Annotated in this window: 19 protein-coding genes and 1 pseudogene; 15 read left to right on the top strand and 5 right to left on the bottom strand. The window is 55.4% G+C overall.

Annotation, left to right across the window (positions count from 1 at the left end):
* Positions 1 to 153: 153 nt before the first annotated feature.
* The 11 genes and pseudogenes from KTE_RS04870 to KTE_RS04925 all read left to right on the top strand — a co-directional run bounded on the left by KTE_RS04870 (position 154) and on the right by KTE_RS04925 (position 14,229).
* Positions 154 to 537 carry a YtxH domain-containing protein gene (locus tag KTE_RS04870; protein ID WP_201379135.1) on the top strand — a complete coding sequence of 128 codons (384 nt, stop codon included), beginning with the start codon at positions 154 to 156 and terminating at the stop codon, positions 535 to 537.
* An 812-nt stretch (positions 538 to 1,349) separates the two neighbouring features.
* The gene (locus tag KTE_RS04875; protein ID WP_201379143.1) at positions 1,350 to 1,994 is read left to right on the top strand and encodes a helix-turn-helix domain-containing protein; all 645 of its coding nucleotides are present in this window, start codon (positions 1,350 to 1,352) and stop codon (positions 1,992 to 1,994) included.
* A complete protein-coding gene (locus KTE_RS04880; protein ID WP_201379152.1) occupies positions 1,994 to 4,381 on the top strand; it encodes a sigma 54-interacting transcriptional regulator in 2,388 nt (795 codons plus the stop codon). Before KTE_RS04875 ends, KTE_RS04880 begins: the two co-directional genes overlap by 1 nt.
* A 322-nt stretch (positions 4,382 to 4,703) precedes the next feature.
* On the top strand, positions 4,704 to 5,024 hold the full coding sequence (locus KTE_RS04885) for a PTS sugar transporter subunit IIB (protein ID WP_201379154.1): 321 nt from the start codon (positions 4,704 to 4,706) through the stop codon (positions 5,022 to 5,024).
* An 88-nt stretch (positions 5,025 to 5,112) separates the two neighbouring features.
* Positions 5,113 to 6,443, top strand: a pseudogene (locus KTE_RS04895) (PTS sugar transporter subunit IIC).
* A 133-nt stretch (positions 6,444 to 6,576) separates the two neighbouring features.
* Positions 6,577 to 7,812, top strand: coding sequence for a sugar ABC transporter substrate-binding protein (locus tag KTE_RS04900; protein WP_201379160.1), 1,236 nt, complete (start codon positions 6,577 to 6,579; stop codon positions 7,810 to 7,812).
* A 151-nt stretch (positions 7,813 to 7,963) separates the two neighbouring features.
* Positions 7,964 to 8,788, top strand: a complete 825-nt coding sequence (locus tag KTE_RS04905) for an ATP-binding cassette domain-containing protein (RefSeq protein ID WP_201379162.1) — start codon at positions 7,964 to 7,966, stop codon at positions 8,786 to 8,788.
* Positions 8,789 to 8,793: 5 nt separating this feature from the next.
* Positions 8,794 to 10,065 carry a sugar ABC transporter permease gene (locus KTE_RS04910; RefSeq protein WP_201379164.1) on the top strand — a complete coding sequence of 424 codons (1,272 nt, stop codon included), beginning with the start codon at positions 8,794 to 8,796 and terminating at the stop codon, positions 10,063 to 10,065.
* Between the two features lie 87 nt (positions 10,066 to 10,152).
* Positions 10,153 to 10,608: an NUDIX hydrolase gene (locus KTE_RS04915; protein ID WP_201379166.1), complete on the top strand. Its 456-nt coding sequence runs from the start codon at positions 10,153 to 10,155 to the stop codon at positions 10,606 to 10,608.
* A 229-nt stretch (positions 10,609 to 10,837) separates the two neighbouring features.
* Positions 10,838 to 11,365 carry a L,D-transpeptidase gene (locus tag KTE_RS04920; protein WP_201379168.1) on the top strand — a complete coding sequence of 176 codons (528 nt, stop codon included), beginning with the start codon at positions 10,838 to 10,840 and terminating at the stop codon, positions 11,363 to 11,365.
* A 239-nt stretch (positions 11,366 to 11,604) separates the two neighbouring features.
* Positions 11,605 to 14,229 (top strand): ATP-binding cassette domain-containing protein, encoded by a 2,625-nt coding sequence (locus KTE_RS04925; protein ID WP_236600286.1) that lies wholly within the window; start codon positions 11,605 to 11,607, stop codon positions 14,227 to 14,229.
* 403 nt (positions 14,230 to 14,632) lie between these two features.
* Here KTE_RS04925 and KTE_RS04930 read toward each other — a convergent pair whose 3' ends face one another.
* Complete coding sequence (locus KTE_RS04930; RefSeq protein WP_201379170.1) at positions 14,633 to 15,058, bottom strand: rhodanese-like domain-containing protein; 426 nt, start codon at positions 15,056 to 15,058, stop codon at positions 14,633 to 14,635.
* Positions 15,059 to 15,280: 222 nt separating this feature from the next.
* Here KTE_RS04930 and KTE_RS04935 point away from each other — a divergent pair, with 222 nt between their 5' ends.
* Complete coding sequence (locus tag KTE_RS04935; protein ID WP_201379171.1) at positions 15,281 to 17,587, top strand: LuxR C-terminal-related transcriptional regulator; 2,307 nt, start codon at positions 15,281 to 15,283, stop codon at positions 17,585 to 17,587.
* Positions 17,588 to 17,856: 269 nt separating this feature from the next.
* On the opposite strand, the gene KTE_RS04940 is transcribed toward KTE_RS04935, so the two are convergent.
* Together KTE_RS04940 and KTE_RS04945 are read right to left on the bottom strand one after the other, a co-directional pair.
* Positions 17,857 to 19,086 (bottom strand): RNA-guided endonuclease TnpB family protein, encoded by a 1,230-nt coding sequence (locus KTE_RS04940; protein ID WP_201379172.1) that lies wholly within the window; start codon positions 19,084 to 19,086, stop codon positions 17,857 to 17,859.
* A 189-nt stretch (positions 19,087 to 19,275) separates the two neighbouring features.
* The gene (locus tag KTE_RS04945) at positions 19,276 to 20,109 is read right to left on the bottom strand and encodes a helix-turn-helix domain-containing protein (protein ID WP_201379173.1); all 834 of its coding nucleotides are present in this window, start codon (positions 20,107 to 20,109) and stop codon (positions 19,276 to 19,278) included.
* A gap of 131 nt (positions 20,110 to 20,240) precedes the next feature.
* Here KTE_RS04945 and KTE_RS04950 point away from each other — a divergent pair, with 131 nt between their 5' ends.
* Entirely contained in the window at positions 20,241 to 21,167 is a 927-nt protein-coding gene (locus tag KTE_RS04950; RefSeq protein WP_201379174.1) for a phytanoyl-CoA dioxygenase family protein, read from the top strand.
* Between the two features lie 443 nt (positions 21,168 to 21,610).
* Here KTE_RS04950 and KTE_RS04955 read toward each other — a convergent pair whose 3' ends face one another.
* The gene (locus tag KTE_RS04955) at positions 21,611 to 22,540 is read right to left on the bottom strand and encodes a BTAD domain-containing putative transcriptional regulator (protein ID WP_201379175.1); all 930 of its coding nucleotides are present in this window, start codon (positions 22,538 to 22,540) and stop codon (positions 21,611 to 21,613) included.
* Positions 22,541 to 23,115: 575 nt separating this feature from the next.
* On the opposite strand from KTE_RS04955, the gene KTE_RS04960 reads away from it, so the two are divergent.
* Both KTE_RS04960 and KTE_RS49455 read left to right on the top strand, forming a co-directional pair.
* On the top strand, positions 23,116 to 23,532 hold the full coding sequence (locus KTE_RS04960) for a PleD family two-component system response regulator (RefSeq protein ID WP_201379176.1): 417 nt from the start codon (positions 23,116 to 23,118) through the stop codon (positions 23,530 to 23,532).
* Positions 23,533 to 23,546: 14 nt separating this feature from the next.
* Complete coding sequence (locus tag KTE_RS49455) at positions 23,547 to 24,266, top strand: hypothetical protein (protein ID WP_201379177.1); 720 nt, start codon at positions 23,547 to 23,549, stop codon at positions 24,264 to 24,266.
* On the opposite strand, the gene radC is transcribed toward KTE_RS49455, so the two are convergent.
* Positions 24,235 to 24,969 carry a DNA repair protein RadC gene (radC, locus tag KTE_RS04970; protein ID WP_201371751.1) on the bottom strand — a complete coding sequence of 245 codons (735 nt, stop codon included), beginning with the start codon at positions 24,967 to 24,969 and terminating at the stop codon, positions 24,235 to 24,237. The two genes, KTE_RS49455 and radC, sit on opposite strands and share 32 nt — an antisense overlap.
* Positions 24,970 to 25,073 lie beyond the last annotated feature (104 nt).

Consider the following 25,073-nt stretch of genomic DNA (forward strand, 5'->3'; position numbering starts at 1 on the left):
TGGAGCGCTCTCTTCCAGCAGGGCGATTAGATGGGGGATTGAAACTCATTGCTTAGATGGTGCGTTATCTTAGTAGTATGCTTCAGGACTTATTCTGTAGCTTTAGGTGAGTGAAAAGACAGACGTTCATTCATAAGGAAGGATAGAGCGGATATGAATAACTTCTTCAAGGGAATGTTGGTTGGTGTTGGCATTGGTCTGCTGGTCGCCCCTATGAAGGGCGAAGAGATGCGGCGCCTGGTGAGTGAGCGCACAAATGAGCTGCGCGGCTATCTCCCCGAAAACGAGCAGCTGACCGTGTACAAGCAACAGATTAGCGATCGTGTTTCGCATACGGCGGACAACCTGAAGGGCTATGCTCAGCAGGCTTCAAGCACTCTACAGCATACAGCTGGCAATCTGAAGAACATTGGCCAGAATGCGGCTTCGGATGTGAAGAGCACGGGCCAGGATGTTGCCAGTACCTCGAAAGAGGCGGTGCGCTCAGCGAAGAATAGCAACACGTATGGTTCGACGCTGGACAACACCAACTACTAAAGAGTTTTTGCGCACAAAAAAATGGCAGGCGGTTGCTTGCCATTTTTTTTGTGTGCCTGGGTTTAGTTGTTTTCTGCCGCCTGCGGCGGCAGGGAGAGAAGTATTTGGGGACACCCCAAACCCCGCAAGGGGCGCTGCCCCTTGACCCCGTTCCCACTGTGGCGGCAGGGAGAGAAGTATTTGGGGACACCCCAAACCCCGCAAGGGGCGCTGCCCCTTGACCCCGTTCCCACAAGCTTGCACATCGAATTGCTATGGTTGGGCTTTCTTTGGAGGGCGAAATGCGGTATAATACAAATGTTCGACTTTTGTAAGTTGGGCGTTGAAAAGGCGGTATGGTTGGGATTGAGAGGGGAGGCGTTCGCGTGATAACGGGGCTGAGGGTTCCAGTTCGTTCTCTCTGCGATGTTGTGCGCCTGGCGCTTCGCCGTGTCCCGCGCCGCGTGACTTAAAAAAGACATGTCTTACGACATGTTTTAAAACATGCTTTACCATGTCTGCCTGGTGTTGGGCATGGCACATGTATCACGGCTTCTGGCCCGTTCTGGTGCTGGATGACGTTCTGAAGATGAGCATTTATGCTTGCAATGGAGCAGGTGTGAGTGCTCATTTTGCGTGTGGTGGGCATTAGTCCATGCAAGCATGGACCCTACATTTTGATGTATCGGGATGAGAGGTAGGAGGGGGATTTGCTTTTTCGATGGGGGGTTTGTATACTAGGGGGCAAGCCTACAAAAGCTCTACTTTCTATGAGATTATTTGCTCCGGATGTTTCCCCAGGCGTGGGTTGGGAGCGAGAAAAAGGACCATGCATGCAGCGCAAAGAGCGTGTCTTGGAGGCTCTGCGCTTCCTGTGCACTCAGCAGCGACCAGGTCAGAATAGCGTGCTCAGGCGGTATTCTGGCTTCAATGCGGAAGAGGTTGCACAGCAAGCGGGCATTGATCGGACGAATGCTAGCCGAGATTTGAATCAACTGGCACAGGATGGGATGATTGAAAAGATTCCCGGGCGTCCTGTGCTTTTTGCGCTTAAGGAGAAGAGCGATGCTGAGGCTCCTTCTGTAGATAAGGCTGCATCTGTGGTACCAGCGGCACGCGATCTGCGTGTAGCAGCAGCCTCAGTGCCAAAGCCGGTAGAAGAACTTCCCATCTCGCCACTCGTGCTGAGCAGGCCACAAACGATTGTGGCTTCGACTGATCTGGGTGCGGTCATCACTAGTTTTGAGACGATGATCGGGCATCATGAGGGGCTGAAGGTGGCGATACAGCAGGCCAAGGCGGCAATTCTTTATCCACCACGCGGGCTGCATACGCTCTTATATGGTCCCAGTGGTGTAGGCAAGACCACGCTTGCGCGCTTGATGCATAGCTTCGCGCTGGAACATAACGCGCTCTCCCCGACGCGCCTTTTATCAGCTTTAACTGCGCCGATTACGCAGGCAATCCACAGTTGTTGATGGGGCATCTTTTTGGCGTGGTCAAGGGGGCTTATACGGGAGCCGACCGGGACCGGGCGGGACTGGTCGAGCAGGCACACCGGGGTATCCTCTTTCTGGATGAAGTGCATCGCCTGCCGCCTGAGGGCCAGGAGATGCTTTTTTATCTGATGGACCAGGAGCGCTTCCGGCGCCTGGGCGATATTCGTGAGCGGCAGGCCTCACTGCTGCTGATAGCAGCGACCACGGAAGATCCTGCTATAGCCCTCCTACCGACATTTAGGCGACGCATTCCGATGCTGATTACGCTCCCAGGCTTGGATGAGCGTACTTCCAGAGAGCGCTATGAGTTGATTCGCGCCTTCTTTAATGCGGAATGTAGTAGTATTGGCGCCAACATCCAGGTCGCGCCCCAGGTCTTGCAGGCCTTGTTACTCTATGATTGCCCCGGCAATATTGGCCAATTGCGAACGGATGTGCAGTTGATCTGTGCACGCGCCTACCTGGAGTATCGCACTAATAATCAGCATGAGCTTCATGTGCACCTTGAGACGCTGCCAGAGCATGTGCGGCGTGGCCTGTTGCGTATCAAAGACCTCCGGCACGACACGGATGGGGAGCAACCTGTCTGGGAGGCGACGCATATCTTTACACCGAGCGGGCTGAGCCTTAATGGAGTCGGCGAGTCGGCACGCAACCTGTACGATTCAATCAGCACAGGCCTGGCCTCGCTACGTAAAAGCGGCCTACCTGAGGAGGAGATTACCAAGCTGCTCCAGCTTGAAATCCAGCAATATTTCCAGCACTACGCACAGACCGTCACCCAGGAACGTCCCAACCAGGCGGCGCACCTGGTGGATGAACGAATCTCTTCGCTGGCACGCTCCGTCGTGCGCTTCGCGGAGGAAGAGTTACAGCGGGCTTTTCCCGAGAAGCTTGACCTGGTCCTGGCCCTGCACCTCTCCAGTATGCTTGAGCGTATGGCCCAGAGGCCCTTAATGGCTGTACCAGGGATGCAAGCGGTGCGCCAGACCTATCCTATTGAATATGCAGTCGCGCAGGCGGCCCTGGCACGCGTACAAACGGAACTGGGGATTACGCTACCCGCTAGCGAAGCCAATGTCCTGACCCTCCTTTTTACCAATGCCGATACGCTGCTGAGCGTCGAGCACGCGACCGTGGGTATCGTCATCGCCGCGCATGGACGTGGTATTGCCACGGGGCTGGCGGAGCTGGCCAATACATTGGTTGGAGCTGATTCGGTCGCGCCGATCGAGCTGAACCTGGATCAGACACCAGAGACCATCCTCAACCAGGTAGAGCAGAGTGTACGCAAGGCCGACCAGGGGAATGGTGTCCTGCTACTCGTAGACTTTGCCTCGCTGCTCTCGCTGGGAGATATGATCGCCCAACGGACGGGCATCGCAGTTTACACGGTCTCAAATGTCAGCGCCCCCCTGGTCGTAGAGGCCTCCAGGCGGGCACGGCGCGGAGAACATATCGCGCTTGAGCAATTGGCGGCGAGCTTAAGCCAGGTCGCAAGCGAGGAGAAGGTAGGGCAGAATGGTGCGGGGAACAGCAGGGGTTGGGCGGAGACGACACAGCAGGTGGAGGAGGGGCGAGGAGAGAATTTTCCAGGGCATAATGGGGAGTATGCGCCCCAGTCACGAGTCATCCTCTCGATCTGCATCACGGGCCATGGAAGCGCCGTTAAGCTGGCAGAGATTATTTATGAACGCCTGCCGGAGACACAAGAGCAAGATGTTGAGATTATCTGCATGGACATCAACATCACAGGCAAAACGGAGGCCGAGATTCAACGCCTGGTAGGCGACAGGCAAGTGGTGGGCATCGTTGGCACGATCAATCCACATTTGCCGCATATCCCCTTTATCTCGTTGACCGAGGTGCTCTTTGGGGATGGTATCGCACGCCTACGTACGTTGCTGGGCGTCACGCTCATCGATCCGGCGCTGCTTCAGCCTCAGCCCACGCGCACGACACCCACCTTCCAGGGGAGGCGCGAACTCTTCGAGGCCATCGCGCGTACCTTGAGTGAGCGCCTGCTCTTCCTGAATCCTGGGCGCGTGCTTCCACTGCTGGAGAGTATGCTGGAGATGATCGAGATCGAGGTGGGGGAGAGCTTTGATATTGATGTGCTGGCGGGCCTGATTGTGCACCTGGCAACTGTGCTGGAGCGAGGCGGGCACCAGGAGCGCTTTCTAGTCAGCGGCGAGGTGCGACAGCGCGTGCAGAAGCATTATCCGCGTGAGCTGGATGTGTGTCGGCGGGCCTGGCAGGTCTTAGGCAGCCAGGTGGGGCGGACCCTGCCGGAGGAGGAGGCGTATAATATCGTAGGTATTTTGCGCCAGGTAGATATATTCATCAATCCAACTGTGTCAATTTAAAAATCAGGTAAAGCAGAGTGGAACCCGCTACTGGCGTACGCGGCTACTGGATGGTGGAGAGTCCAAGCAAGCTTGGACCCTACATGCTGTTTCTGGATGGTGGAGAGTCCAAGCAAGCTTGGACCCTACGTGCTGTTTGAGGAACAGGCCATTGAGCACAGTAACGCACAGATAGGAGGGGAGAAGTGTGCTATGTGTGTAGCACACTAATTGGCATGAGACTTGCAGTAATAGAGAGTAGGAAAAACAACCTGGTCCGTAGTGTGCTAGAAAGCAACCACCAGGCACCAAACATCCACACGACGTGGCAGAAGGGTTTCGTATGGTTCAAGTCCTGATTGTGTGTAGCTGGGGGATGTCAACAAGCCTCCTGGTGGAAAGTATGCTAGCTGTGGCACAGGAACAACATTTTGCACTGAGCGTTGAGGCATTGAGCGCGGGCGAGTATACGTCCAGAGTGGACGAATGCGATATCGTCCTGCTTGCGCCTCAGATCCGTCATCTGCGTAAGAGCATAGAGAAGATCGCTAATGAGGCTGGTAAGCCAGTCGCTATGATCGAGCCTTTTCATTACGCGACGATGAACGGGGAGGCAGTGCTAGAACAGGTCCAACAGATCCTCTCCGGTGTGGGAGAAGAGTAATTAGATATCTGTATACTTCCTGCCGACCTTCGGTCGGCAGGAAGTATACAGATATCTAACCAGAGATGGGTGTACCGTGAATAAGATCATGGAGCGGATAAGCGAGATTTTTGAGCGCTATTTTGTGCCTCCGTTGGGGGCCATCGCAAGTAGTATCTACTTGCAGGCGATTCGCGACGCCTTCATTATCTTCACGCTGCCACTCATCATAGCGGGAAGCCTGTTTCTCATCATCGCCAATCCGCCCATTGGGGCACTGGCCGAGTGGCTGAAGCCGTACCAGAACGCGATCCTGGTGCCGTATGAGCTTTCATTCGGGTTGATGGCCCTGTTCCTGGCCTTTGGCGTGGCGCATAGCCTGGCGCAGTACCGGCGTACGGAGGCGGTTCAGCCAGGAATCCTGGCCATGGTGGTCTTTCTGATCGCCAATGTGCCGGTGACGAATCTCAATGAGCTGAAGTTGGGGCAGATTCTGCCCTCACTGGGGGTCAGGGTCTGCTGGTGGCTATTCTGGTGGGTATTGGCACCACAGAGGTGGTGTACTGGTTTCGCAATTCGCGCTATACCATTCGCCTCCCCAAGACAGTGCCGCCAAACGTGAAGCGGGCCTTTGAAGCGCTGGTACCCACACTTTTCCTGATCACTGTGATCTGGTTATTGGAGTGGTTTATCAGCTCCCATACGATTATCGCGGATGGGAAGACACAGCAGCTTACACTCCCGCTATTACTCATGGAGGTCTTCAAGCCACTGGTCGTGGTGCAGGATAGTTATCCAGCGGCGATTTTGGAGATCATCTTGATGATGTTGCTCTGGTCGGTAGGCATTCATGGCATGAACATTGTTACGGCAATCGCCCTGCCATTCTGGCTTACCACGATCTCAGCTAATGCCACAGGAGGACATGGCATCGTTACCGAGCCATTCTTCCACATCTTTTCGCACCTGGGTGGATCGGGAGCCACCTGGCCGCTCGTGATCTATATGCTGCGCTCACGTTCGTCGCAGCTACGCACGGTAGGCCGCGTCGCCCTGGGTCCCGCGATCTTTAACATTAACGAGCCGGTCACCTTTGGTGTGCCGATGGTGCTCAATCCATTGATGATGATACCGTTTATCCTGGTACCCATCATCGTGGTGAGCATCAATTACCTGGCGTTCTCGCTGGGGCTCGTGCATGTACCGATCGTGATGCAGCCATTCACCGTTCCCGTCGGAATAAGCGGGTTTATCGCCACTGGAGGAGACTGGAGAGGCAGTGTCCTGCAAGGCGTCAATCTCGTGATTTCCGCTTTAATATATTACCCGTTTTTCAAGTCCTGGGAACGTATTCTGGTAGAGCGTGAAGAACAGGCGACACAGAAGGAGGCTGAACCCGCGCGTGTAGCGGTAAAGCCTGCTAAAGTGATGCCTGGCTGAGGCGCCGCGCTGCATAAGCACGCGCTTATATATCACGGTACCGGAAGAAGGGAGGTAATGAGCGGCAGAACGCCTTGTTTGTAAGTGTCCAGGTATGCCTGGATAGGGACTTATCCCAAACATTTATCGTTCGATGATGAACGGCACGTGCGAACATTCGATGCTCTCAATGAAGTTGGGTTTCCATTGGAAGGGAACCAAGCACAAGCAATTGGAAGGAAAAGATTCAGCGATGAAAGTATTTCGTCAGCGCAAGCCCCTTTACGCGCTCTTCGCCATGCTCGTTTTGACGATGCTCCTGGCGGCCTGCGGCAACAGCAGCAGCGGCGACAACACCGGCAGCAACACCGGTAGCGGCAGCACCGCCAACGGCAAAGGTTGTAAAAATGTCGGCGTCCTGCTCCCCGAGACTGCCAGCTCCGAGCGCTGGGACAGCAAAGATCGTCCTCTGTTGACCGACGCCATCACGAAGGCAGTAGGCCAGGCGCCTCAGTTCTACAATGCTGAGGGAGATGCCACCAAGCAGCAAAACCAGGCTGACACCGCCCTGACCAAGGGTGCCTGTATCCTGGTCGTCGCGCCTTTTGATGGTCAGGCCGCGGCCGCGATCGTCGCCAAGGCGAAGTCCCGTGGCGTTCCCGTCATTGCCTATGACCGCCTGATTCAGTCCAAGGACCTCAACTACTACGTCTCCTTCGACAACGTCAAAGTTGGTGAGCTCCAGGGTCAGTACATCGTCGACCACTACAAGGACTACACCAAGAGTGGCACCAACATGGTCATGATCAACGGTGCCCAGACCGACAACAACGCCATCCTCTTCCGCCAGGGTGCGCTGAGCAAGCTGCAGCCCCTGGTCGAAGCCAAATCATTGACCAAAGTCTATGATCAGTACACCCCAGCCTGGGACAATGACAAGGCCCGCACCGAGATGGACGGCGCCCTCAATGCCCAGAACGGCAACGTTCAGATCGCTTATGTCGCCAACGACGGTATGGCCAACTCCGTCATCGCCGCGCTGAAGGCCAAGCAGCTCAATGGTAAAGTACTGGTTACCGGCCAGGACGCGACCGTTGCTGGCCTGCAGAACATCATCCTGGGCGACCAGATGATGACTGTCTACAAAGCCATCAGCAAAGAGGCGCAGGCCACCGCTGACCTGGTGAAGGCCATCTCTGACGGCACCGACACAGCTGGCGTCACCAATGGCGCGACCACCAAGACCGCCGATGGCGGCGCAGTCCCCTCGGTCCTCGAGCAGCCTGTCGCGATCGACAAGACCAACGTCAAGACCGTGCTTGATGACAACTATGTCACCAAGGGCGATCTGTGCAAAGGTCTGCCCGCGGGTGCTGGCGGCATCTGCTAATCAGCCTCACACAAGGAAGAGTGGGTGGTTCGCAAGAGTTGTCCACTCTTCCCCTCTTTCAGATGGTGCGCGATGGACTCCGCGAGGTGAGAGCCTCTAGCGGAGTCTATCCCTGAGTAAACATAATAGTCGAGCAATTTGGGAGGGTTCTATGGCTGATCAAGTGGCACGGGAGTCATCAGCGGCCTTCGGTGGCAGACCAGCAGGACAGCCGATTTTGCAGATGCGTGGCATCGGCAAGCATTTTGGCGCGGTACGCGCACTAAATAATGTAGATTTCGAGGTCTATCCAGGAGAGGTTGTGGCCCTGGTTGGCGATAACGGCGCGGGCAAATCGACCCTGGTCAAAACGATTTCAGGCGTTCAGCCAGCCGACGAAGGTGAAGTCCTGGTCAATGGGCAACCGGTCGCGCTGAGCAGCCCACAGACCTCCAGCCGCCTGGGTATTGAAACTGTGTACCAGGACCTGGCGCTATGCGATAACCTGGATGTCGTCTCTAACCTGTTCTTAGGGCATGAGTTGACCACAGTGGGGGCGCTCTCGGAGATCGAGATGGAGCGCCGCAGCCTGGAGGTCTTGCGGACCCTGGACGTCAAACTGCCTTCGGCACGCGCCATTGTCTCCACACTTTCAGGTGGGCAGCGCCAGTCAATCGCCGTTGCCAAGACCATTCTACGCAACGCGAAGGTCGTGCTTCTCGACGAGCCGACCGCGGCCCTGGGCGTCGCGCAGACCAAGCAGGTTCTCAATTTGATCAGGCGCCTGCGCGAGCAAGGCCTGGGCGTTGTGGTCATCTCACACAATATGGCCGACGTCTTCGAGGTCGCGGACCGCATCATTGTCATGCGTCTGGGGCAGCGCGTGGCCACCTTTGACGCCAATACTACCACTAACGAGCGTGTCATCGCCGCCATTACAGGCGCCGAATTTGGCAAGTCAGTCTCTAACGGCAACGGCGTACCGGGAGGAAAGTAAGAATCATGAGCGATGTAGTAGAAAAGCCCAACACCCGGGGCACAAGTGCCGCGGGCAGTGTTGAGCGAGCAGAATATACACAGAAGCGGTCCCTGGGACAACTGTTGCGAGGCGACCTCGGTTTTCTCCCAGTCATGCTCACACTTGTACTTGTCGTTGTCTACTTTACCATCACCACGGATGGTCTGTTCCTCAAACCAGCAAACCTGTCAGACCTGCTGCAACAGATCGTCAACATTGGTATTGATGGCCTGGGCGTGACCCTGGTGCTGTTGCTTGGCGAGGTTGACCTCTCGTTGGCGGCGGTGGGTACCTTTGGCGCGGTCGTGACAGGTGTGCTCTCGACTCGCATGGGCGTGGATCCCTACGTCGCGATGGCGGCAGGCATTCTGGTAGGCGCATTGGCCGGATTTATTAACGGTCTCTTTATCGCAGTATTGCGCGTCCCCTCATTCATCGTCACCCTGGCGGGTTCAATCGGGTACGCGGGTCTCTTACTGTACCTGCTCAATGGGCAGTCAACCTTGATCGTGCATGACCCGGTGATTGTCTCCATCGCGGGCACCCCCTTCAGCTTCTTGCCGGACTGGCTGGGAGTTGGCGCACCAACCGTCATCCTGATCCTATACGCCATCTGGCAGATCATTGAGCAGATGTGGCGCAAGCAGCAAGGGTTGCGCGTGAAGTCAACCTTGAGCCTGGTAGCCAACATCGTGATTCCCTTCGTCATTGTCGAGGGCGTAATCGCCGTCCTGGAGAACACCCCAGGACCAGTCAATGGCACCTTCCTGGGAGTGCCAAATAGCGTCGCCATCTTCTTTGGCCTGCTCCTGGTAATGTGGCTTATCATGACGAAGACGCGCTTTGGACGACACGTTTACGCGGTGGGTGGCAACATGGAGGCCGCGCGTCGCGCTGGTATTAACGTCGTCCTCATCCGTATCGCGGTCTTCACCCTCTGCTCGGCCTTTGCCGCCCTGGGTGGTATCCTCGCCGCCTCGCGCGCCACGGCTGTCGCCAGTGCCGTTAGCCCGACGCTGACCCTGCAGGCAATCGCCGCAGCCGTTATTGGTGGTGTGAGCCTCTTTGGTGGTCGTGGCACTGTCTGGGCCGTCGTGCTGGGCGCACTGATCATTGGTGGCCTGGAGAATGGTCTGGACCTGCGTAGCCAGGGTACCGACATCAAAGAGATCGTCGAAGGTAGCGTCCTGGTCCTGGCTGTGACCGCCGACGCGCTGGTACGCCGCGCACAGTCTCGCAGCAGCAGCGGACGTTAAGAGAAAGATAGTGAATGATATAATGGGGCATGGCGGCCAGTGGCCGCCATGCCCCATTATATCATTCACAGAAGGTGGTAAGAGTTTGTGTTCTATCTGGCATTGAAGCGTTTTGTGGGAATCTTCTTTAACATCCTAAATGTGGGGCTTGGTGGCAACCTCCCTCCATTTGCCTGTGTCTGCGTGATCGTGGAAGAGGACGGCAAGTTCCTGGTTGTAGAGCGACCAGAGGGCGAGACGGCCTTTCCTGGAGGCTTTATGCGCTGGCGCGAACAGCCTGAGCAGACGGCACGACGCGAGTGCCTGGAGGAGACGGGGCTTGAGGTCGAGGTGCATGAAATTGTTAGCTATGCGACCATCAGTAGTCCGGCCTTCAATCGCCTGAGCACGGTCAACTTGATCTTTCGCGGGAGCCGCGTGGGCGGGGAGCTGCACCCCAGCATCGAGGGGCAGCCAATCTGGTTGACGCGAGAAGAGCTGGAGCCGAGGTTGGATGGTTTCTATTTGCATATTTATCAGGATTATAAACGGTACAGGAAGTAGGACGGTGCGTGGGGGCACGACGCTGCTAAAGCACGCGTCTACATATCAAGGTATGAGGCCTATCGCGCCTTGATATGTAGACGCGTGCTTTAGCAGCGTCGTTATTATTTATACGTATTTTTCTTACTAATGAAGTATAAAGAACATTTAAATATTTATTAGCAGAAAGCACTATATACTCACTATTAGAAAGTATTATAAATTTGCGCAAGCAAAAGGGATGGCTGAAATGAAAAAACGAGTAAACAAATTTTTCTACTTTGGTATGCTCGCGTTTATTCTTGCCAGTTTACTAGTGATAGGCCCGCCACCACGGCATAGCCATGCCGATGGAGGGGGTAAGCTGATCGTCATTAGTTTATCGGAGCAGACTCTGTATGCGTATGAGGATGGGGAAGAGGTGTTTGAGACTGCTATTACAAGCGGACAACCGGCCCTCCCTACCCCTACCGGTAATTTTAGTATCTTTAATAAGCAGAGTCCGACGACATTTTACTCACCCTGGGGGAAAGATTCGCCCTACTACTATCCACCGACCACGGTGAGCTATGCTATGGAGTTCGCGAGTGGCGGCTACTTTATCCACGATGCCCCCTGGCGCAACGAGTTTGGTCCAGGCACCAATAGCGAGCACTATGAGGAGGAGAGCGACCAGACGGTGACAGGCAGCCACGGCTGCGTCAATATGGCGGTAGATGACGCGGGCTGGCTCTACAATTGGGCGCCGATTGGGACACCTGTGCAGATCACGGAGTAAACAAAAAGACATCGCCCTCTGCGAGAAGCAGTCGAGAGAGTAAGTGAGTGCAGGCTTACGCTCTCGGCTGTTTCATTTTTGGGGAAGCAGATTCTGAAGGCAAGCTTTTAGGCAAATAGCTGCTATCTATTCAGCTTATCTCAAGTAGTACACTTCATTATAATATGTAATAGCAGATACAACATATAATAGCAGGTGTGAAATATGTATACCGCATTATGTGGCTTGAGGGAGAGACGATGGATGTTGTAAGCGAATCTTCAGCCGTGAATGATGATAATGCTCCTGGTAATCGAACCTTGCTGGCTCGCTTTATTCCAGGGCTGCCCTCCATTGAGATCAGTACCAACGTCGATCATGAGAAACAGCTCTATCCGCTCTCACCCACTACCCCAGAGATCAATATCGGACGTCATCCTTCCAATGAGATCGTAATCAATCGCCCGACCGTCTCTGCCTTCCATGTACAGATCATTCGTGACAATAAGCAACTGACTTTGATCCATCCGCATCCGAAGCGCCATCACACCTTGAATGGCCTGACCTTTCAGGGCCGTACCATTCAGGGTGATGAGCAGTTCCGCCGTGTATTGCAACGCGGCGATATCTTCCGTATCAGCGATGAAAACGGTACCTTTGTATCACTAATCTATAATGATGGTTCCGGTGAGGAACAGGACCCGGCTCCACAGATGCCGCCTATTCAATTGGGTGAGCCAGTCATTACACTGGGTCGTGCGAGCGATAACCGGGTTGTCCTCCAGCATCCTCAGATCTCGGACCACCATGCGCGGCTTGAACTGCTACCGGGTGGCGGCTACCGTATCATCGATCTCAACAGTACCAATCATATCTATGTAAATACTGAGCGTGTCCATACTCACCAGGTTCTTGCGAATGACGATATCATTCGCGTCGGTCCCTACAAATTTACGTATAGCGGTAATGAGCTAACTCAGCAGGATGAGAGCCAGGGTATCCGTATCGATGCGGTCAATTTGCGTAAAGAGGGGAACAAGCACGTTATTCTGCTCAATGATATCTCACTGGTCATCCCGCCGCGTAAATTCGTTGCCCTGGTCGGTGGTTCCGGTACCGGTAAGTCTACGCTCATGGATGCACTAAACGGCTTGAGCCCTGCACATAGTGGCTCAGTCCTCTATAACGGTCAGGACTACTATGCCAATCTGGCAGCGTTTAGTTCACAGCTCGGCTATGTTCCGCAAGAAGATATTATCCATCGCGAGCTGACGGTAGAGCGCGCTCTGTACTATGCGGCGAAGCTTCGTCTGCCACATGACTTTACTGAGGCACAGATCAATGAACGCATTGATGAGGTGCTGGACGATGTTGAGATGCAGTTCCGCCGTGGCCTGCTGGTGAGCAAGCTCTCTGGTGGACAACGGAAACGTGTCTCGATTGCGCTGGAACTGCTGGCAAAGCCCAGTATCTTCTTCTTAGATGAGCCAACCTCTGGACTCGATCCCGGTCTGGACCGTAAGATGATGATGCTATTGCGTAAGCTGGCAGATAAAGGGCATACGATCGTCCTGGTGACACATGCAACGAATAACATCAATGCGTGTGACTACATCTGCTTCCTCTGCCAGGGTGGTCGAGTCGCCTACTTTGGTCCACCGAATGAGGCCAGAGACTTCTTTGGGAAGACTGACTTCGCTGAGATCTATAGCGCGCTAGAACCAACCGAGGAGCATCCGGAGATCCCAGCTGAGGCGGAGACCCGCTTCAGACAGTCGCCCGATTATCAGAAGTATATAGCGGCCCCGATACGGCAGCGCCAGAGCCTCGCGAATAATCAGGGGAATCCCGCTGCGAAGACGCTCAAGCATGCCAAGCGCGGCAATCCGTGGAAGCAGTTTATACTGCTGAGTATCCGCTATCTAGAGCTGATCTATAACGATAAAGTGAATCTGGCAATTCTGGTCCTTCAAGCTCCGATCATCGGTGCACTACTCTTTGGGCTATCGGTACATGGGATGTTTGACGCGAATAAGATCGCGACCTGCGCGACGCATGTGCAACCGGCAGATGTGTATTCAGCACCAACAACCGATTGTACCTATCTGGTCAATTTCTTGAAGACGCCTCAAGGTCAGCAATTTGCCGCGAGTAAGAATATGACCGTGGATCAGGTACTGGACGCCGCTATTCTCCCTGTATCGGGTCAGGACGCACAGAAGATCCTTTTCATTATGGCGTTTGCTTCGATTATGTTTGGCTGTCTGAATGGCGCTCGCGAGCTCGTCAAGGAGACACCCATCTATCGCCGTGAGCGCTCGGTGAACCTGGGTCTGATGCCTTACCTCTGCTCGAAGTTTGTGGTACTGGGCGCCTTTAGCCTGGTGCAGAGCCTGGTTCTGGTTGGTGCAATCGCGCTCTTTACGCCTTATCGCAATAGCGTCTTCTTACCGCCGTTTCTGGAGATCTATATCTCGCTCGCTCTGACCGGTATCGCGGGCTTGATGACCGGGCTGCTTATCTCTGCGCTCGTGCCCAATAACGATCGCGCCATGAGTATCGTCTCCCTGGCACTGATCCCGCAGGTCATCTTCTCAGGAACGATCTTTAATCTAGATCAACCGAAGTTCCTCCAAATACCCGGTGCCCTCTTCGCTGCTCGTTGGGCGATGGCGGCCATGGGTACCACCGCTGGTATTCATGCCAACAAGGTTGAAGCTGACAACTTCTCGTTTGTCAGTACGATCTTCTCAAGTGTCAATGGTAATATGCATGCTCAGGCCTTGCAACATCTACTGCTCTGCTGGGGAGTATTGGTAGTTATCACCGTTGTGCAGGCGCGGATCATCGCCTGGTGTGTCAAGCGAAAAGATATCCGCCATTAATGTTCTTTGCTCTGCTTGATTGGTTGGGTTGAGTATATTACTACAAAAGCGGCCAAGCAAGCAACAAGTGCAGCTGAAAAGCTGTAGCAAGCGGCATTGTAACTTAACCGATGGTTTTGCAGATGTGAGGGAGTATAGTTTTGCAGGTGTAACTTTACCCATGGTTTTGCAGGCGAAGAGAAGCATAGTTTTGCAGAAAAATGCCGTCGACTGAGCTTGATGACGAAGCAAGCCGACGATGTTTTTCCGCCTTCATTCGAAAAGGGTCTTATTGGGGAAGCATAGTTTTGCAGAAAAACTTCACGAATAGTAGAAGACAGGTATAAGGCAGAAGCGCTCCAAGGTGGTAGGCTTCTGCCTTCGTCTCTCATTATATTCACCAGCATATATGTTGGTAGAATGGTCATTTCATCTCTGCCGCCCCCTCCTCGATGGGAAACCCTTGCTTGCTCCACTCATTGAAGCCGCCTACCATACTCACCACATTGGCGTAGCCCATCGACTGGAGTGTCTGAGCCGCCAGCATCGAGCGCCCACCAGAGGCACACGCTACAATGATGTGAGCATCCCGCTTCGTTGTGAGCTCTGGTTTGGCGTAAGGCGTTGTCGGGTCGGCATACCATTCTAGCATGCCGCGTGGGGCTAGTACTGCCCCTGGAATATGTCCTTTCTCCCACTCAACGGGTTCCCTGACATCAAGCAGCAGACCAATTTGTCCCTGATCCAACTTCTCTCTCGCCTGTGCGACGGTGAGTTCTGGGATGGTTTTGCGGGCTTCGGCAACAATCTGAATTGCACTCTTCCCCTGTTCGCTGTTCGGTGTTGACATGGTTCTTTTCCTTTCTTCTCGGTATGATAATTAGCGAGCGTTCATTGAAGAATTTCGTATTGCTTTCGTCTTCCTAAGCATAAGGAAAATGAGGAGAAATGTCACCATTAGAAAGAATGGAAAAAGCGGTAGACAAGCCCAGCAAGAAAGAGTAGAATGCTTGTGTTCGTGATAATACGTGATAATTGTGTATAAGTCTCCTTATCATCTGGGAACAGGCTTATGAAAGGAAAGGCGACGTCGCCTGATCTCCTGAACGAACGCGAACAAGAGATTTTGAAGCGACTATCAACCGGATTATCAGATCAGCAGATTGCCGACGAGCTCTTTCTGAGTCCAAATACCATTAAGTGGTACAACCGCCAGATTTACAGCAAACTGGGGGTCAAAAGCCGTACTCAAGCTATCGCGTGCGTGAAAGACCTCGGTTTGCTCGAGAGCAGGGTCTCGACGTCGCCGCATCCAGTATCCAGGTCCAATCTTCCCCCACAGACCCTCCTCTTTATCGGGCGCAGCCGTGAAATTGCTGAAGTAAAGCAACTGCTGGACACATCCCGTCTACTGACTCTCACTGGCACCGGAGGAACTGGCAAAACGCAGCTGGCGTTGCGGGTGGCGGCAGAGGAAGCTTCAGCATACGCTGATGATGTCTGCTTCGTCGACCTTACTCCCCTCTCAGATTACACTCTGGTGACAAAAGCCATCGCCTCCGTGCTTGGTGTAGTTGAACGTCCTATGGAACCCCTACCAGATACCCTGAAACGGGCGCTCGCCCAACGAGAGCTGTTGCTGCTGATTGACAACTTTGAGCATGTGATCAAGGCAGCTCCACTGGTATCCAAGTTACTGGCAGCTTCTTCACGCCTGAAAATCCTCGTCACCAGCCGGGAGCCATTGCGCATCGCAGGGGAGCAGGAATACCTCGTCCCGCCGCTCTCACTGCCTCTCGCTGAGGCACCTTCCGTTGAGAGCCTCACCAAATCCGAAGCAGGTCTGCTCTTCCTTAGACGTGCACAGATGACACTGCCCCGCTTTACGCTAAGTGAAGTTACAGCCCCGGCGATTGGGCGAATCTGTATCCGTCTTGATGGGTTACCGCTCGCTATCGAACTGGCTGCGGCGCGTTGTAAACTGTTCACGCCGCAGGCGTTGCTGGAGCGGTTGGAAGGAACGAGGGATAGCTCGCCTTTGCGTCTGCTCGCAGGCGGTTCACGTGACGCCCCGCCGCGACAACGAACCCTGCGCGACTCCATTGAATGGAGCTATAACCTGCTTGATGAGGATGAGAAACATCTGTTGGCGCGACTAGCAGTTTTTCGTGGGGGCTGCTCGCTGGAAGCCATCGAGGGCATTTGTGGTGAAGGTCTATCCATTGATGTGTTAGACGGGCTGGCATCCCTGGTGGATAAACATCTCGTGCAGCAGAAAGAGATGCCAGGCAGTGAACCACATTTTGTCATGCTGGAAATGATCCAGGAGTACGCACGTGAGCGACTGAAAACAAGCGGTGAAGAGGAAACAACGCGGAGACGGCACGCCGAGTATTTTGTTGAGCTGGCAGAACGTGCCGAGCCAGAGTTGCGGCTGGCAGGGTACGATTATTGGTCTGGGCGTCTCGAATTGGACATGGAGAATATCCGTGCGGCTCTCTCCTGGTCCTTGAGCAGTGGAGATGTGGCGCTGGGCATACGATTAGCGGGTGCTCTCTGCCTGTTCTGGTACGGTGATGGGTATCATGTTGAAGGGCGCCGATGGACCCAACAACTCTTAGAGCGGCTTGATGAAGTATCTTTGGTGTATCATCCCAAGTTCCTGCTCAGCGCTGGACATCTAGCCTTTCTCTACGATCTCGATGCCGGAAAGCCCCTGTTTAGGAGAGCGCTTGAGATTTCCCGTGATTTAGGGGATCGGCTCCAGATGGCCTGGGCACTTGCTTTGCTGGGCTATACGATGTTGCGAGAGCAATCTGCAGCCATGCCTCTCGTTGAGGAAAGTCTAGCATTGTTCCGCGAACTTTCTCATCAACCAGGGATGGCGCAGGCGCTGAACATCATGGGGGAAATAGCGCGTTTCAGTGGGGATGATGACCTTGCCAGGCACGCTTATGAGGAATGCCTTGCAGTATCCCAGCAAACGGGAGAAACACGCCGGATCGTCTTTATGTACAATAACCTCACCTACATCGCCCTACATGAAGGTGAGGCTGGGCGCGCCAGAGACCTGGGACGCCAGGGGCTACAGTTAGCACGCGCAATCAACAATAGGCTCCAAATAGCAACGGATCTGGCGCTCCTCGCAGGGGCCGTTGGTACGTTGGGCCAGCCGCAGCAAGCCGCACGTTTGCTCGGCGCTTCAGAAAGAATCCTGGAGAGATTGGGGGCCTTCCACCAACCGAATGACAAACGGGAGATAGATGGCATAATCGCCGCTGTGCGCGCCCAACTCGATGAGGAGACCTTCCAGGCTACCTGGGCCCAGGGACGCGAGCTGACACTAGAACAAGCCGTGGCCCAGGCGCTTGATGAGTGAGACGTCCAAATTTCAGGCGATTCGTAGTGGCCTTTGACTAAGCAGAACATGAGGTCAATTTCCTGAAATTGCTTAAATGATTGCAAAATCTTTTAAGAGGAAGCATAGTTTTGCAGAAAAACTTCGGACCAGACATAGATTTAAGTATTCTTCCATGAAAGTGGGTCAGGAAACACTCCAGGATCTTGATAGCTCATAAGGCTGATGTGGACAGACATACTCACAGTATCGACAACCCATGACAAATATGACATTCGCATGAGTGTTGTTTAGACGGCAAGCCGCCTGGGCCTCACTGCCACGGCCTCTATCCCCTGCCCGAAGGAATCGGGGAATGCTTTGCGCAAAATATTGTAGCTCGCGTTCACATCGGCGTGGATCCGCCTTCCACTGGCCGCCCGGTACAAGCCACGCCGCTCTCGTTTCCCACTGAAGCTCGGTTTCTCGGTTCGCTTCGGATCGTAGGTGGGGAGCGCGTCCAGGTCCAGGAAGGACGCCTTGCTGGTATAGCTTTCCTCCACCAGCACTACCTCGATGCCCACGAGCTTCGCCTTGTAGGTGAGCATTTCGATGAACCGGGCATGCGGGATCTGCACGAAGGTCTGGTTGGTTCGGCATCCCAGGTTCACCTCTTGCTTCCAGAGGGGGTTCTTGCCCACCACCAGCGTTCCAATGCCCTCCTCGACGAGGTGGTCGATGATCCGACGGCTTGCCGTGTGCAAATAGGCCTGCACGCGGCGATGGCGCTTCGCCGTGATTCGATCCAGTCGCTGCGAGGTAGAACGGTTGGCCTTGGTGAGCTGGCGTTGGGCGTGGGCACGCCGTTTGTTATAGGACTGGTTGAGGCTTTTGAGCGGGTGGCCGTTGACGAGCAGGGGCTGAAAGCCAAGCTTGGTGCTGGTACAGGCGGCCAGCGTGTCCACCCCCAGATCCAGGGCCGCGATCAAGGTGGGATCAACCTCGGCTGGCGCGGCCGCTTGCTGGTAGACGACTTCGACGACGTAGCCATCGGTGCGCGGCACGATGCGCACCTGGTCGAGCGCCTCCCAGGGAACGGCGGTGTCGATCTCGATGGGCAGTCCCGAGGGTACCAGCTTGCCCGTCTGTTTGAAGGCTCGCTTGCCCAGGGCTTGCTTGTCGTAGATGAGGAGGAAGCGGCCTTTTTCCTTGTGTTTGTACTTTGGGATGTTGGGCTTGCCGGTGAACGTCTCGGGGTGCTCTCGCCACGCCTCGAGGGCCTTGCGAAACGCCTTCCAGTTCTGGTCGATCTGGATCAAGAGGGAGTTGGAGACCTTGCGGGGGAGGGCTTGATAGCATTCCAGGTGCTTGACGCGATGGTAGATTGCTGCGTAGGGCAGGTATGTCCCATCCTGGAAGAAGGCTTGCCGGATCTGATAGGTCGCCTGATTGTACAGGTTTTTCGAGGCGAAGGCGGCCTGGTCAATGCAGCCATAGCGGGGATCGGTGGTGCGGATTAGATGTTGCTCAACCAGTTGCATCCCTTGTGTCACTCCTTCAACATGGCTTCTCGGAAGCAAGTATAGCACATCCGTTCGAAATCTGCAAGGGAAAAGCAGATGTCACATGACAAGAGAAAACCCATTTGTCATCATTTGTCATCATTTTGAGACACTAGTTTCAACACCTCAGACCCGAAAAAAGTACGTGGATACTTCTGAAAACAACCACTAAAGGAAGAGAGATACACGATAAGCACGAGGAGACTGGCCCGTAATTTTCTGAAAAGTAGCATAGAAACGGCTTGCCGAATTGAAGCCAACTTCCATTGCGATATCCAGCACCGTACGATTGGTGGTCGCGAGCAAGCGCTGAGCATGAGCAATACGATGTTGCGCGAGGTAGTCCATGATCGTGATCCCAATAGTTTTACGAAAGAGGTCCGTCGCATAGCCTGGATGCAGGCCAATCGCCTGGGCAATCTGCCCAAGTTGGAGCGGCTCCATGTAATGCTCAGTGATCAGGCTGATCATGGCTTCGACTGGTCGAGGCAGGCGCGTCGTTATCGGTTGGGTGGGAAGTGATGGATGCAATGGCATTGATTGGGCAATACGCCGTAAACGGGCTTCCACTTCCAGGAGAATGATCTGCTCATAATCAGGCCACTGCACTTGGAGGTCGTGGTGCCATTGTGAAAAAAGCTCATACTCGCGCTGACGCTCTTTCTGATCCCAGATCATCTGACCTTGCAGCACTTGACGGGTCATCGCTTCCGGCAGGTGCCATTGGAGAAAACGGCCAGGAGGAAACGTGAGCCAGTGGATAGTGGTGTCTGGGGCTGCTTCAAGAATGAAGTGCGGCATAATGGCCCAGAATACAATGAGTTGGCCTGCCGAAACGACGATCTTTTGCTTGCCAAAAAGATAGGTGATTGATCCTCGTTCAAGAAAATTCAGTTCGACTTCATTGTGACGGTGAGGGCGACCACCTGCCTCGACATTTACTGCTCCGCTGGAGAGCCCGATGGTTTCGATGATGCACGTATTGTCCATCTCCTGATGCATGGCAAAGATCTCCTGAAAATATGGGATAGTTTTGGGTGAAACAAGGAAGATTCTCCTGCATTTGTATTGTATCCTCATGCCAGAGCCGCAAGCAAGGACGGCAAGGAACAAGAGCCGAAAGGAGAACAGATATGCTAACACAGGCACAACTTGACTTTTTCCACACGAATGGGTATCTGATTATGCGTGGGCTGATCGGAGGCCGAGAACTGGCACGATTGCAGGAGCAGGCTGATCACGTGATTGTGCAAGGGGTGGCAGGGCAAGGGAAACACCATCTCTATCGTAGCTCTCCAGATGGAAAGACAACCTACTGGAGATCGGAGGAGATGTGGCAGCGCGATCCCATCTTCCAGGCAGTCACGGTCAACCCTGATCTGTTAGAGAACATCGGGCAATGTCTTGGTCAGGCGTTTTATCCCTGGAACGATTCGTTAGTAGTGAAAGTCGCGGGGGCGGGTGCTCCTGTGGATTGGCATCAGGACCCACCCTATGGTGATCAGGCGCGCGAACGGAGTTATCCCGTGCCCAACTTCACCACTGATATCTACCTGGATCACTCAGGTCCCGAGAACGGGTGTGTCTGGGCGCTTCCTGGTTATCATCTGGTTGGTCATGTGGATCTCGAACATCGAACATCAGATGCACTGTTTGAAGACAGTGGTGCGATCCCCATCGAGATGGAGGCTGGGGATGTCTTGTTCCATCCCATTTCACTTCCTCATGGTTCTCGTGCGAGCACTTCACGACAACAGCGGCGGATCTTCTATGTCCATTATCTGGCGGAAGAAGTGTTCGCGGATGCCTACCGAAACGATCAAAAAATGCACTGGGGTGAAGAGAAACGTGCGCAGATTGAGCAGATGATCGATGCACGTCGTGCTGAAAAGTGGGAGATCCCTACAGAGAGGCAAACCGTTCGCCTGACAGATGATGGCTTTGTGTTTGTGGGTACTCCAACGACTCCGCGCGCCTACTGGGGAGAATTGAGCGCAACATTGTCTCCAGAACGAGTTGCAGCGATGAAGCAGTTGATACCTCTTCAGAAGGGGATCTAAAAGGTAGGATATGGGGAAGCCTAAAAGGTGTGCGGCAGGGCAAACAAGAGATTGTCTCCTTGCTTGCCCTGCCGCACACCTTTTAGGCTTCGCTAAGCCAATATGTAGGAAGCATAGTCTTGCAGATTCTGCAAAACTCACTGGTAAAATGACGGCACATGTAACTTTACCCATGGTTTCGCAGACTATGGGAAGCATAGTTTTGCAGAAAACCACGAGGATCTGAGCTCGTATGGGATGCTCAGTTTTCATGGATTTCCGCGTCTTTATAATTGGCGGTCAAATTGAGGAAGCATAGTTTTGCAGAAAAACTTCAGGCATAGTGAATACGCACGCCATTCCGCCTTCCAACTCGAGCTTCGCCCGCTGAGCTCCCGCGTTTCTCGGATGCGGGAAGATGGAGGGGAAATCGGACTTCCGCACGCGTGGGCGCTGCCGCCTGCTCAACCCGGTGAAAAGCCGATGCGTTTCGCTCTGGAGCAGCCGAGAGTCCAACCGGTAGAGACCCCGAGGCGCCTCTGAGGCCGGTGTCGTAGCGATCGGTACTGATAGGGGGGAACAGCCCGACCAGCGCGTAGGGAAGCCATCCGGGATCGCTCCTCGCCGATGCCGCTCCCCCAATCCGGAGACTCGCCTCCTCCCAGAGGGTTAGGAGCCCGGCCGCCTGTGGCGGCATAACTCGCTCCCTGCTCGCTCAGGGCGAGCCCCTGCCGTATGCGGCGCGCAACGTCACGGGTGTAGGCTGCTGGCTCAGCCTGTTCCTCTCGGAGCACGTCCTCGGTGTACAGATATAGTTGGAGGGCCTCTCGGCGCCTCCCCTGCCGCGCTAGCATGGTCATCAGCCGACACAGGGCGTCTTCGTCGGTTGGGTTTTCCTCCAGAGCGGCGAAGAGCCACTCCTCGGCCAACGATACCTGCCCGTCTTCGAGGTAGAGATCCACCAGCTTGAAGAGCGCACGATGCCTGGCCCCGTTGATCGTGTGCCTGCGACCTTGTGCCCACTCAGCGCACAGGTCGTCCTCGAGAAACTCCCCCCTGGCGAGGGCCAGCGCGTCTTCGAGCAAAGGGATAGGGCTCTGCCCCCGGTGTTCGACCCGCATAGCGCCGGACACCTGTGAGAGAAAAGCGTCGGAGTCAACCCAGAGGCGGTGTTGCCCCGGCAGTTTGAGGGCCGTTTCCCCCCCGCTGCGCAGCGTGAGCAGCATGACTCCAGAATCGCCCGTGCGCAAAATATGCCTGCGGAGTACAGAGGTGGCCGAATCGAGCGCGTGCGCGGCGTTGATCGCCTCGTGGTCGGGCCAGATCGCCTCGATGAGCTCGCTGCGGAGGCCCCGACGCTGCGCGCGGCAGAGCAGCACCTTCAGCAGGGTCATCGCTGGCCCGCGGTTCCCCCACTCGCTTCGCGCCACTCGCTCGTACCGAGGCGGGTCGCCCTGATCCCCCGGCACGAGCCGCTCGAGGGCGAATTCGCCGAGCGTAGTGATCCGCATCAGTGGGAGCTCGGCACGGCTGAGCTCGTCAGTTTCATGCATTATCCGCATATCTCCTCCTGTGCTGCCTGAACCATGGCGATCCATGAGAAATCTGCCGCCCCGAAAGGGGCTCCCCTTCAGCTCGACCGCGCACCGGTTCCCTACCAGATTATAGCAGGGAGGCCCCGCGCCGCTATGAGGATGTCGTGATCCTTCGTGAGCTAACCGTGAAAGGGGCCTTCACCGGTCCACGCTCTTCCTCTCCCTGCCTATTCTTAGGCAACCGCGAAAGGGCGGAAGGAAGGTTCCCGCCACCCATGCTCCGGGCGGTCCCCGCTGTTGCCAAATGCCGTGAGAGAGCTGTGAGGTAACCGCCTTTCCTCGGTGAATGCCAATGCGGAGGCCATGAGGAAGGGATGCTATGGTAGCTATGGAGGCCTGGAGCGGCAACAAAGAGAGAGTCAGGAGGAGTAGCAATGGAGAGGCAATTGCGGATCATGGTGTTGGATACCTCGGTTACTTCGCGCAAGATCCTCGAGGTAATCGTCAGCCGCGAGGGATACGAAGTAGTCTGCTTCGGCGACCCGCTGGAGGCACTGCGCTTTCTCAGCCGCTACGGTCCCGCTGACTTGCTCTTCCTGGGCATGGACCTCCCCAACGTGGACGGTTTCGGCGTACTGAAGTACCTCAGGGGCGAGCCCCATTTCCGCTCTATGGTTCCCATCGTCCTCCTCAGCAGTCGCGACGGGATTCTACGCCGCTTGAGAGCCCGCCTGACGGGCGCTCAGAAAGTGGTGAGGAAGCCCCTAGTGCAGTCGCGGATCGTTTCCATGATTTCCGAGTACCAGCGTTGGAGCACGCCTGTTAGTAGCCGGGCCGTTCCAAAAGGCTAGGGAGGAGCCAAGCAATGGAGCGAACAGAAGCAATCCCTTACGAGCCCGCGCCGGAGGCGATAGCGCGCGCCGCCTGGTTGCGCCTGCAACTTCTCTCCTGGTTCCGGAGCAGCGGGCGCTCCTTCCCCTGGCGCGATCCGCGTAGGGAGCCCTACGAGATCGCGATCGCTGAGATCCTACTGCAGAAAACGACCGCCGCAACGGTAGCCCGAGCCTACAGCGGATTCATCAAGCGCTACCCATCGTGGGCGTCCCTCGCGCTGGCCCGCCTGGAGGACCTGGAGAGCGAGCTGAAACCGCTGGGGCTCTGGAGGCAAAGGGCGCAGGTGTTACGGCAGCTTGCGCAGTCGATCGAGGAGCGCGGTGGCACCATCCCCAGCTCCCGCGCGGAGTTAGAGCGCCTGCGGGGCATCGGCCCCTACACGGCGAGCGCGGTACTGGCCATCGTGTACGGGCGGACCGAAGCTCTCCTCGATGTAAACATGGCAAGGCTCCTGGTCCGCTTCTTTGGGCCGATCGGGCTGTCGGGGAAGGAGCGCAGCAGATCGCTCCACCGGCTCGCGTCGCTCCTGATTGAAGGGGAGCATTGCCTCCAGGTCAACTGGTCGGTGCTCGATTTCGGGGCGCTCGTCTGCAAAGCCAGGAGGCCCCGCTGCCAGGAATGCCAGCTGAAGGTGGAGTGCTGGTACGCCCGCACTCAAATCACTCCCACCTCAGATGCTCCTTCAGGCTGACGAAGCGCAAGTTACCGATAATGATGTGGTCAACCAGCTCGATATTAAGAATGCGACCTGCCACAACGAGCTGCTTCGTGCTCTCGATGTCCTCTGGACTAGGGGTTGGATCGCCGCTGGGGTGGTTGTGGCAGAGGATGATACCCGGGCAGTTGCGGATAACCGCGGGGCGGAAGATCTCCGCAGCGCGCATAACCGAGCTATTGACCGTCCCGTGGTAGCGGCTGATGTTCTCGACGACCTGGTTCTTCGTGTCTAAGAGCAGGATGCGCAGTTGCTCGTAGTCCAAATACGCCATCTCGAGCATGACCAAGTTCGCGGCGTCCGTCGAGGACCTGATGCGGTAGCGCTCGTCCGGCTGCAGCATACTCAGCCTCCTCCCGATCTCGAGCGCGGCCTTCACTTGCGACGCTTTCGCCTCTCCGAGCCCATACTCGTGGCAGAGCTCGCTAAAATCGGCGCGCATGAGCCCGCTGAGCCCTCCGTACTTGGCGAGGAGCCGGTTGGCCAGCTCGAGTACGCTCCCCTTTGTGCTGCCGGTACGCAGGATGATCGCGAGCAGTTCTATGGTCGAGAGCGCCTGCGGGCCGTAGCGGCGCAGCCGCTCTCGCGGCCGCTCGTGGCTTGGGAGCTCGCGCACCGTCACGTGGTATGCCGATTTGGTATCAGGAGATACCGGTAGGCTTTTTTCAGAGTAATCCATGGCTTGTTACCCCCCTTTCCTGGGAACATCACCCAACACCCTATTCTCAGGAGGCAGGGGCGAAAGTGGAAGCGCCGGATCAGCAAGGCACGCACTTTCCTTGC

Source organism: Ktedonobacter sp. SOSP1-85, assembly GCF_016587415.1.
Classification (GTDB): Bacteria; Chloroflexota; Ktedonobacteria; order Ktedonobacterales; family Ktedonobacteraceae; genus Ktedonobacter.

Bases quoted from the DNA above. Each gene is read 5' to 3' on its own strand.
- KTE_RS04950 (WP_201379174.1), top strand. From the start codon at position 20,241: ATGCTAACACAGGCACAACTTGACTTTTTCCACACGAATGGGTATCTG.
- KTE_RS04935 (WP_201379171.1), top strand. From the start codon at position 15,281: ATGAAAGGAAAGGCGACGTCGCCTGATCTCCTGAACGAACGCGAACAA.
- KTE_RS04960 (WP_201379176.1), top strand. From the start codon at position 23,116: ATGGAGAGGCAATTGCGGATCATGGTGTTGGATACCTCGGTTACTTCG.
- KTE_RS04955 (WP_201379175.1), bottom strand. From the start codon at position 22,540: ATGACCCTGCTGAAGGTGCTGCTCTGCCGCGCGCAGCGTCGGGGCCTC.
- KTE_RS04875 (WP_201379143.1), top strand. From the start codon at position 1,350: ATGCAGCGCAAAGAGCGTGTCTTGGAGGCTCTGCGCTTCCTGTGCACT.
- KTE_RS04870 (WP_201379135.1), top strand. From the start codon at position 154: ATGAATAACTTCTTCAAGGGAATGTTGGTTGGTGTTGGCATTGGTCTG.
- KTE_RS04925 (WP_236600286.1), top strand. From the start codon at position 11,605: ATGGATGTTGTAAGCGAATCTTCAGCCGTGAATGATGATAATGCTCCT.
- KTE_RS04905 (WP_201379162.1), top strand. From the start codon at position 7,964: ATGGCTGATCAAGTGGCACGGGAGTCATCAGCGGCCTTCGGTGGCAGA.
- KTE_RS04940 (WP_201379172.1), bottom strand. From the start codon at position 19,086: ATGCAACTGGTTGAGCAACATCTAATCCGCACCACCGATCCCCGCTAT.
- KTE_RS04910 (WP_201379164.1), top strand. From the start codon at position 8,794: ATGAGCGATGTAGTAGAAAAGCCCAACACCCGGGGCACAAGTGCCGCG.
- KTE_RS04880 (WP_201379152.1), top strand. From the start codon at position 1,994: ATGGGGCATCTTTTTGGCGTGGTCAAGGGGGCTTATACGGGAGCCGAC.
- radC (WP_201371751.1), bottom strand. From the start codon at position 24,969: ATGGATTACTCTGAAAAAAGCCTACCGGTATCTCCTGATACCAAATCG.
- KTE_RS04930 (WP_201379170.1), bottom strand. From the start codon at position 15,058: ATGTCAACACCGAACAGCGAACAGGGGAAGAGTGCAATTCAGATTGTT.
- KTE_RS04885 (WP_201379154.1), top strand. From the start codon at position 4,704: ATGGTTCAAGTCCTGATTGTGTGTAGCTGGGGGATGTCAACAAGCCTC.
- KTE_RS04900 (WP_201379160.1), top strand. From the start codon at position 6,577: ATGATGAACGGCACGTGCGAACATTCGATGCTCTCAATGAAGTTGGGT.
- KTE_RS49455 (WP_201379177.1), top strand. From the start codon at position 23,547: ATGGAGCGAACAGAAGCAATCCCTTACGAGCCCGCGCCGGAGGCGATA.
- KTE_RS04945 (WP_201379173.1), bottom strand. From the start codon at position 20,109: ATGCATCAGGAGATGGACAATACGTGCATCATCGAAACCATCGGGCTC.
- KTE_RS04920 (WP_201379168.1), top strand. From the start codon at position 10,838: ATGAAAAAACGAGTAAACAAATTTTTCTACTTTGGTATGCTCGCGTTT.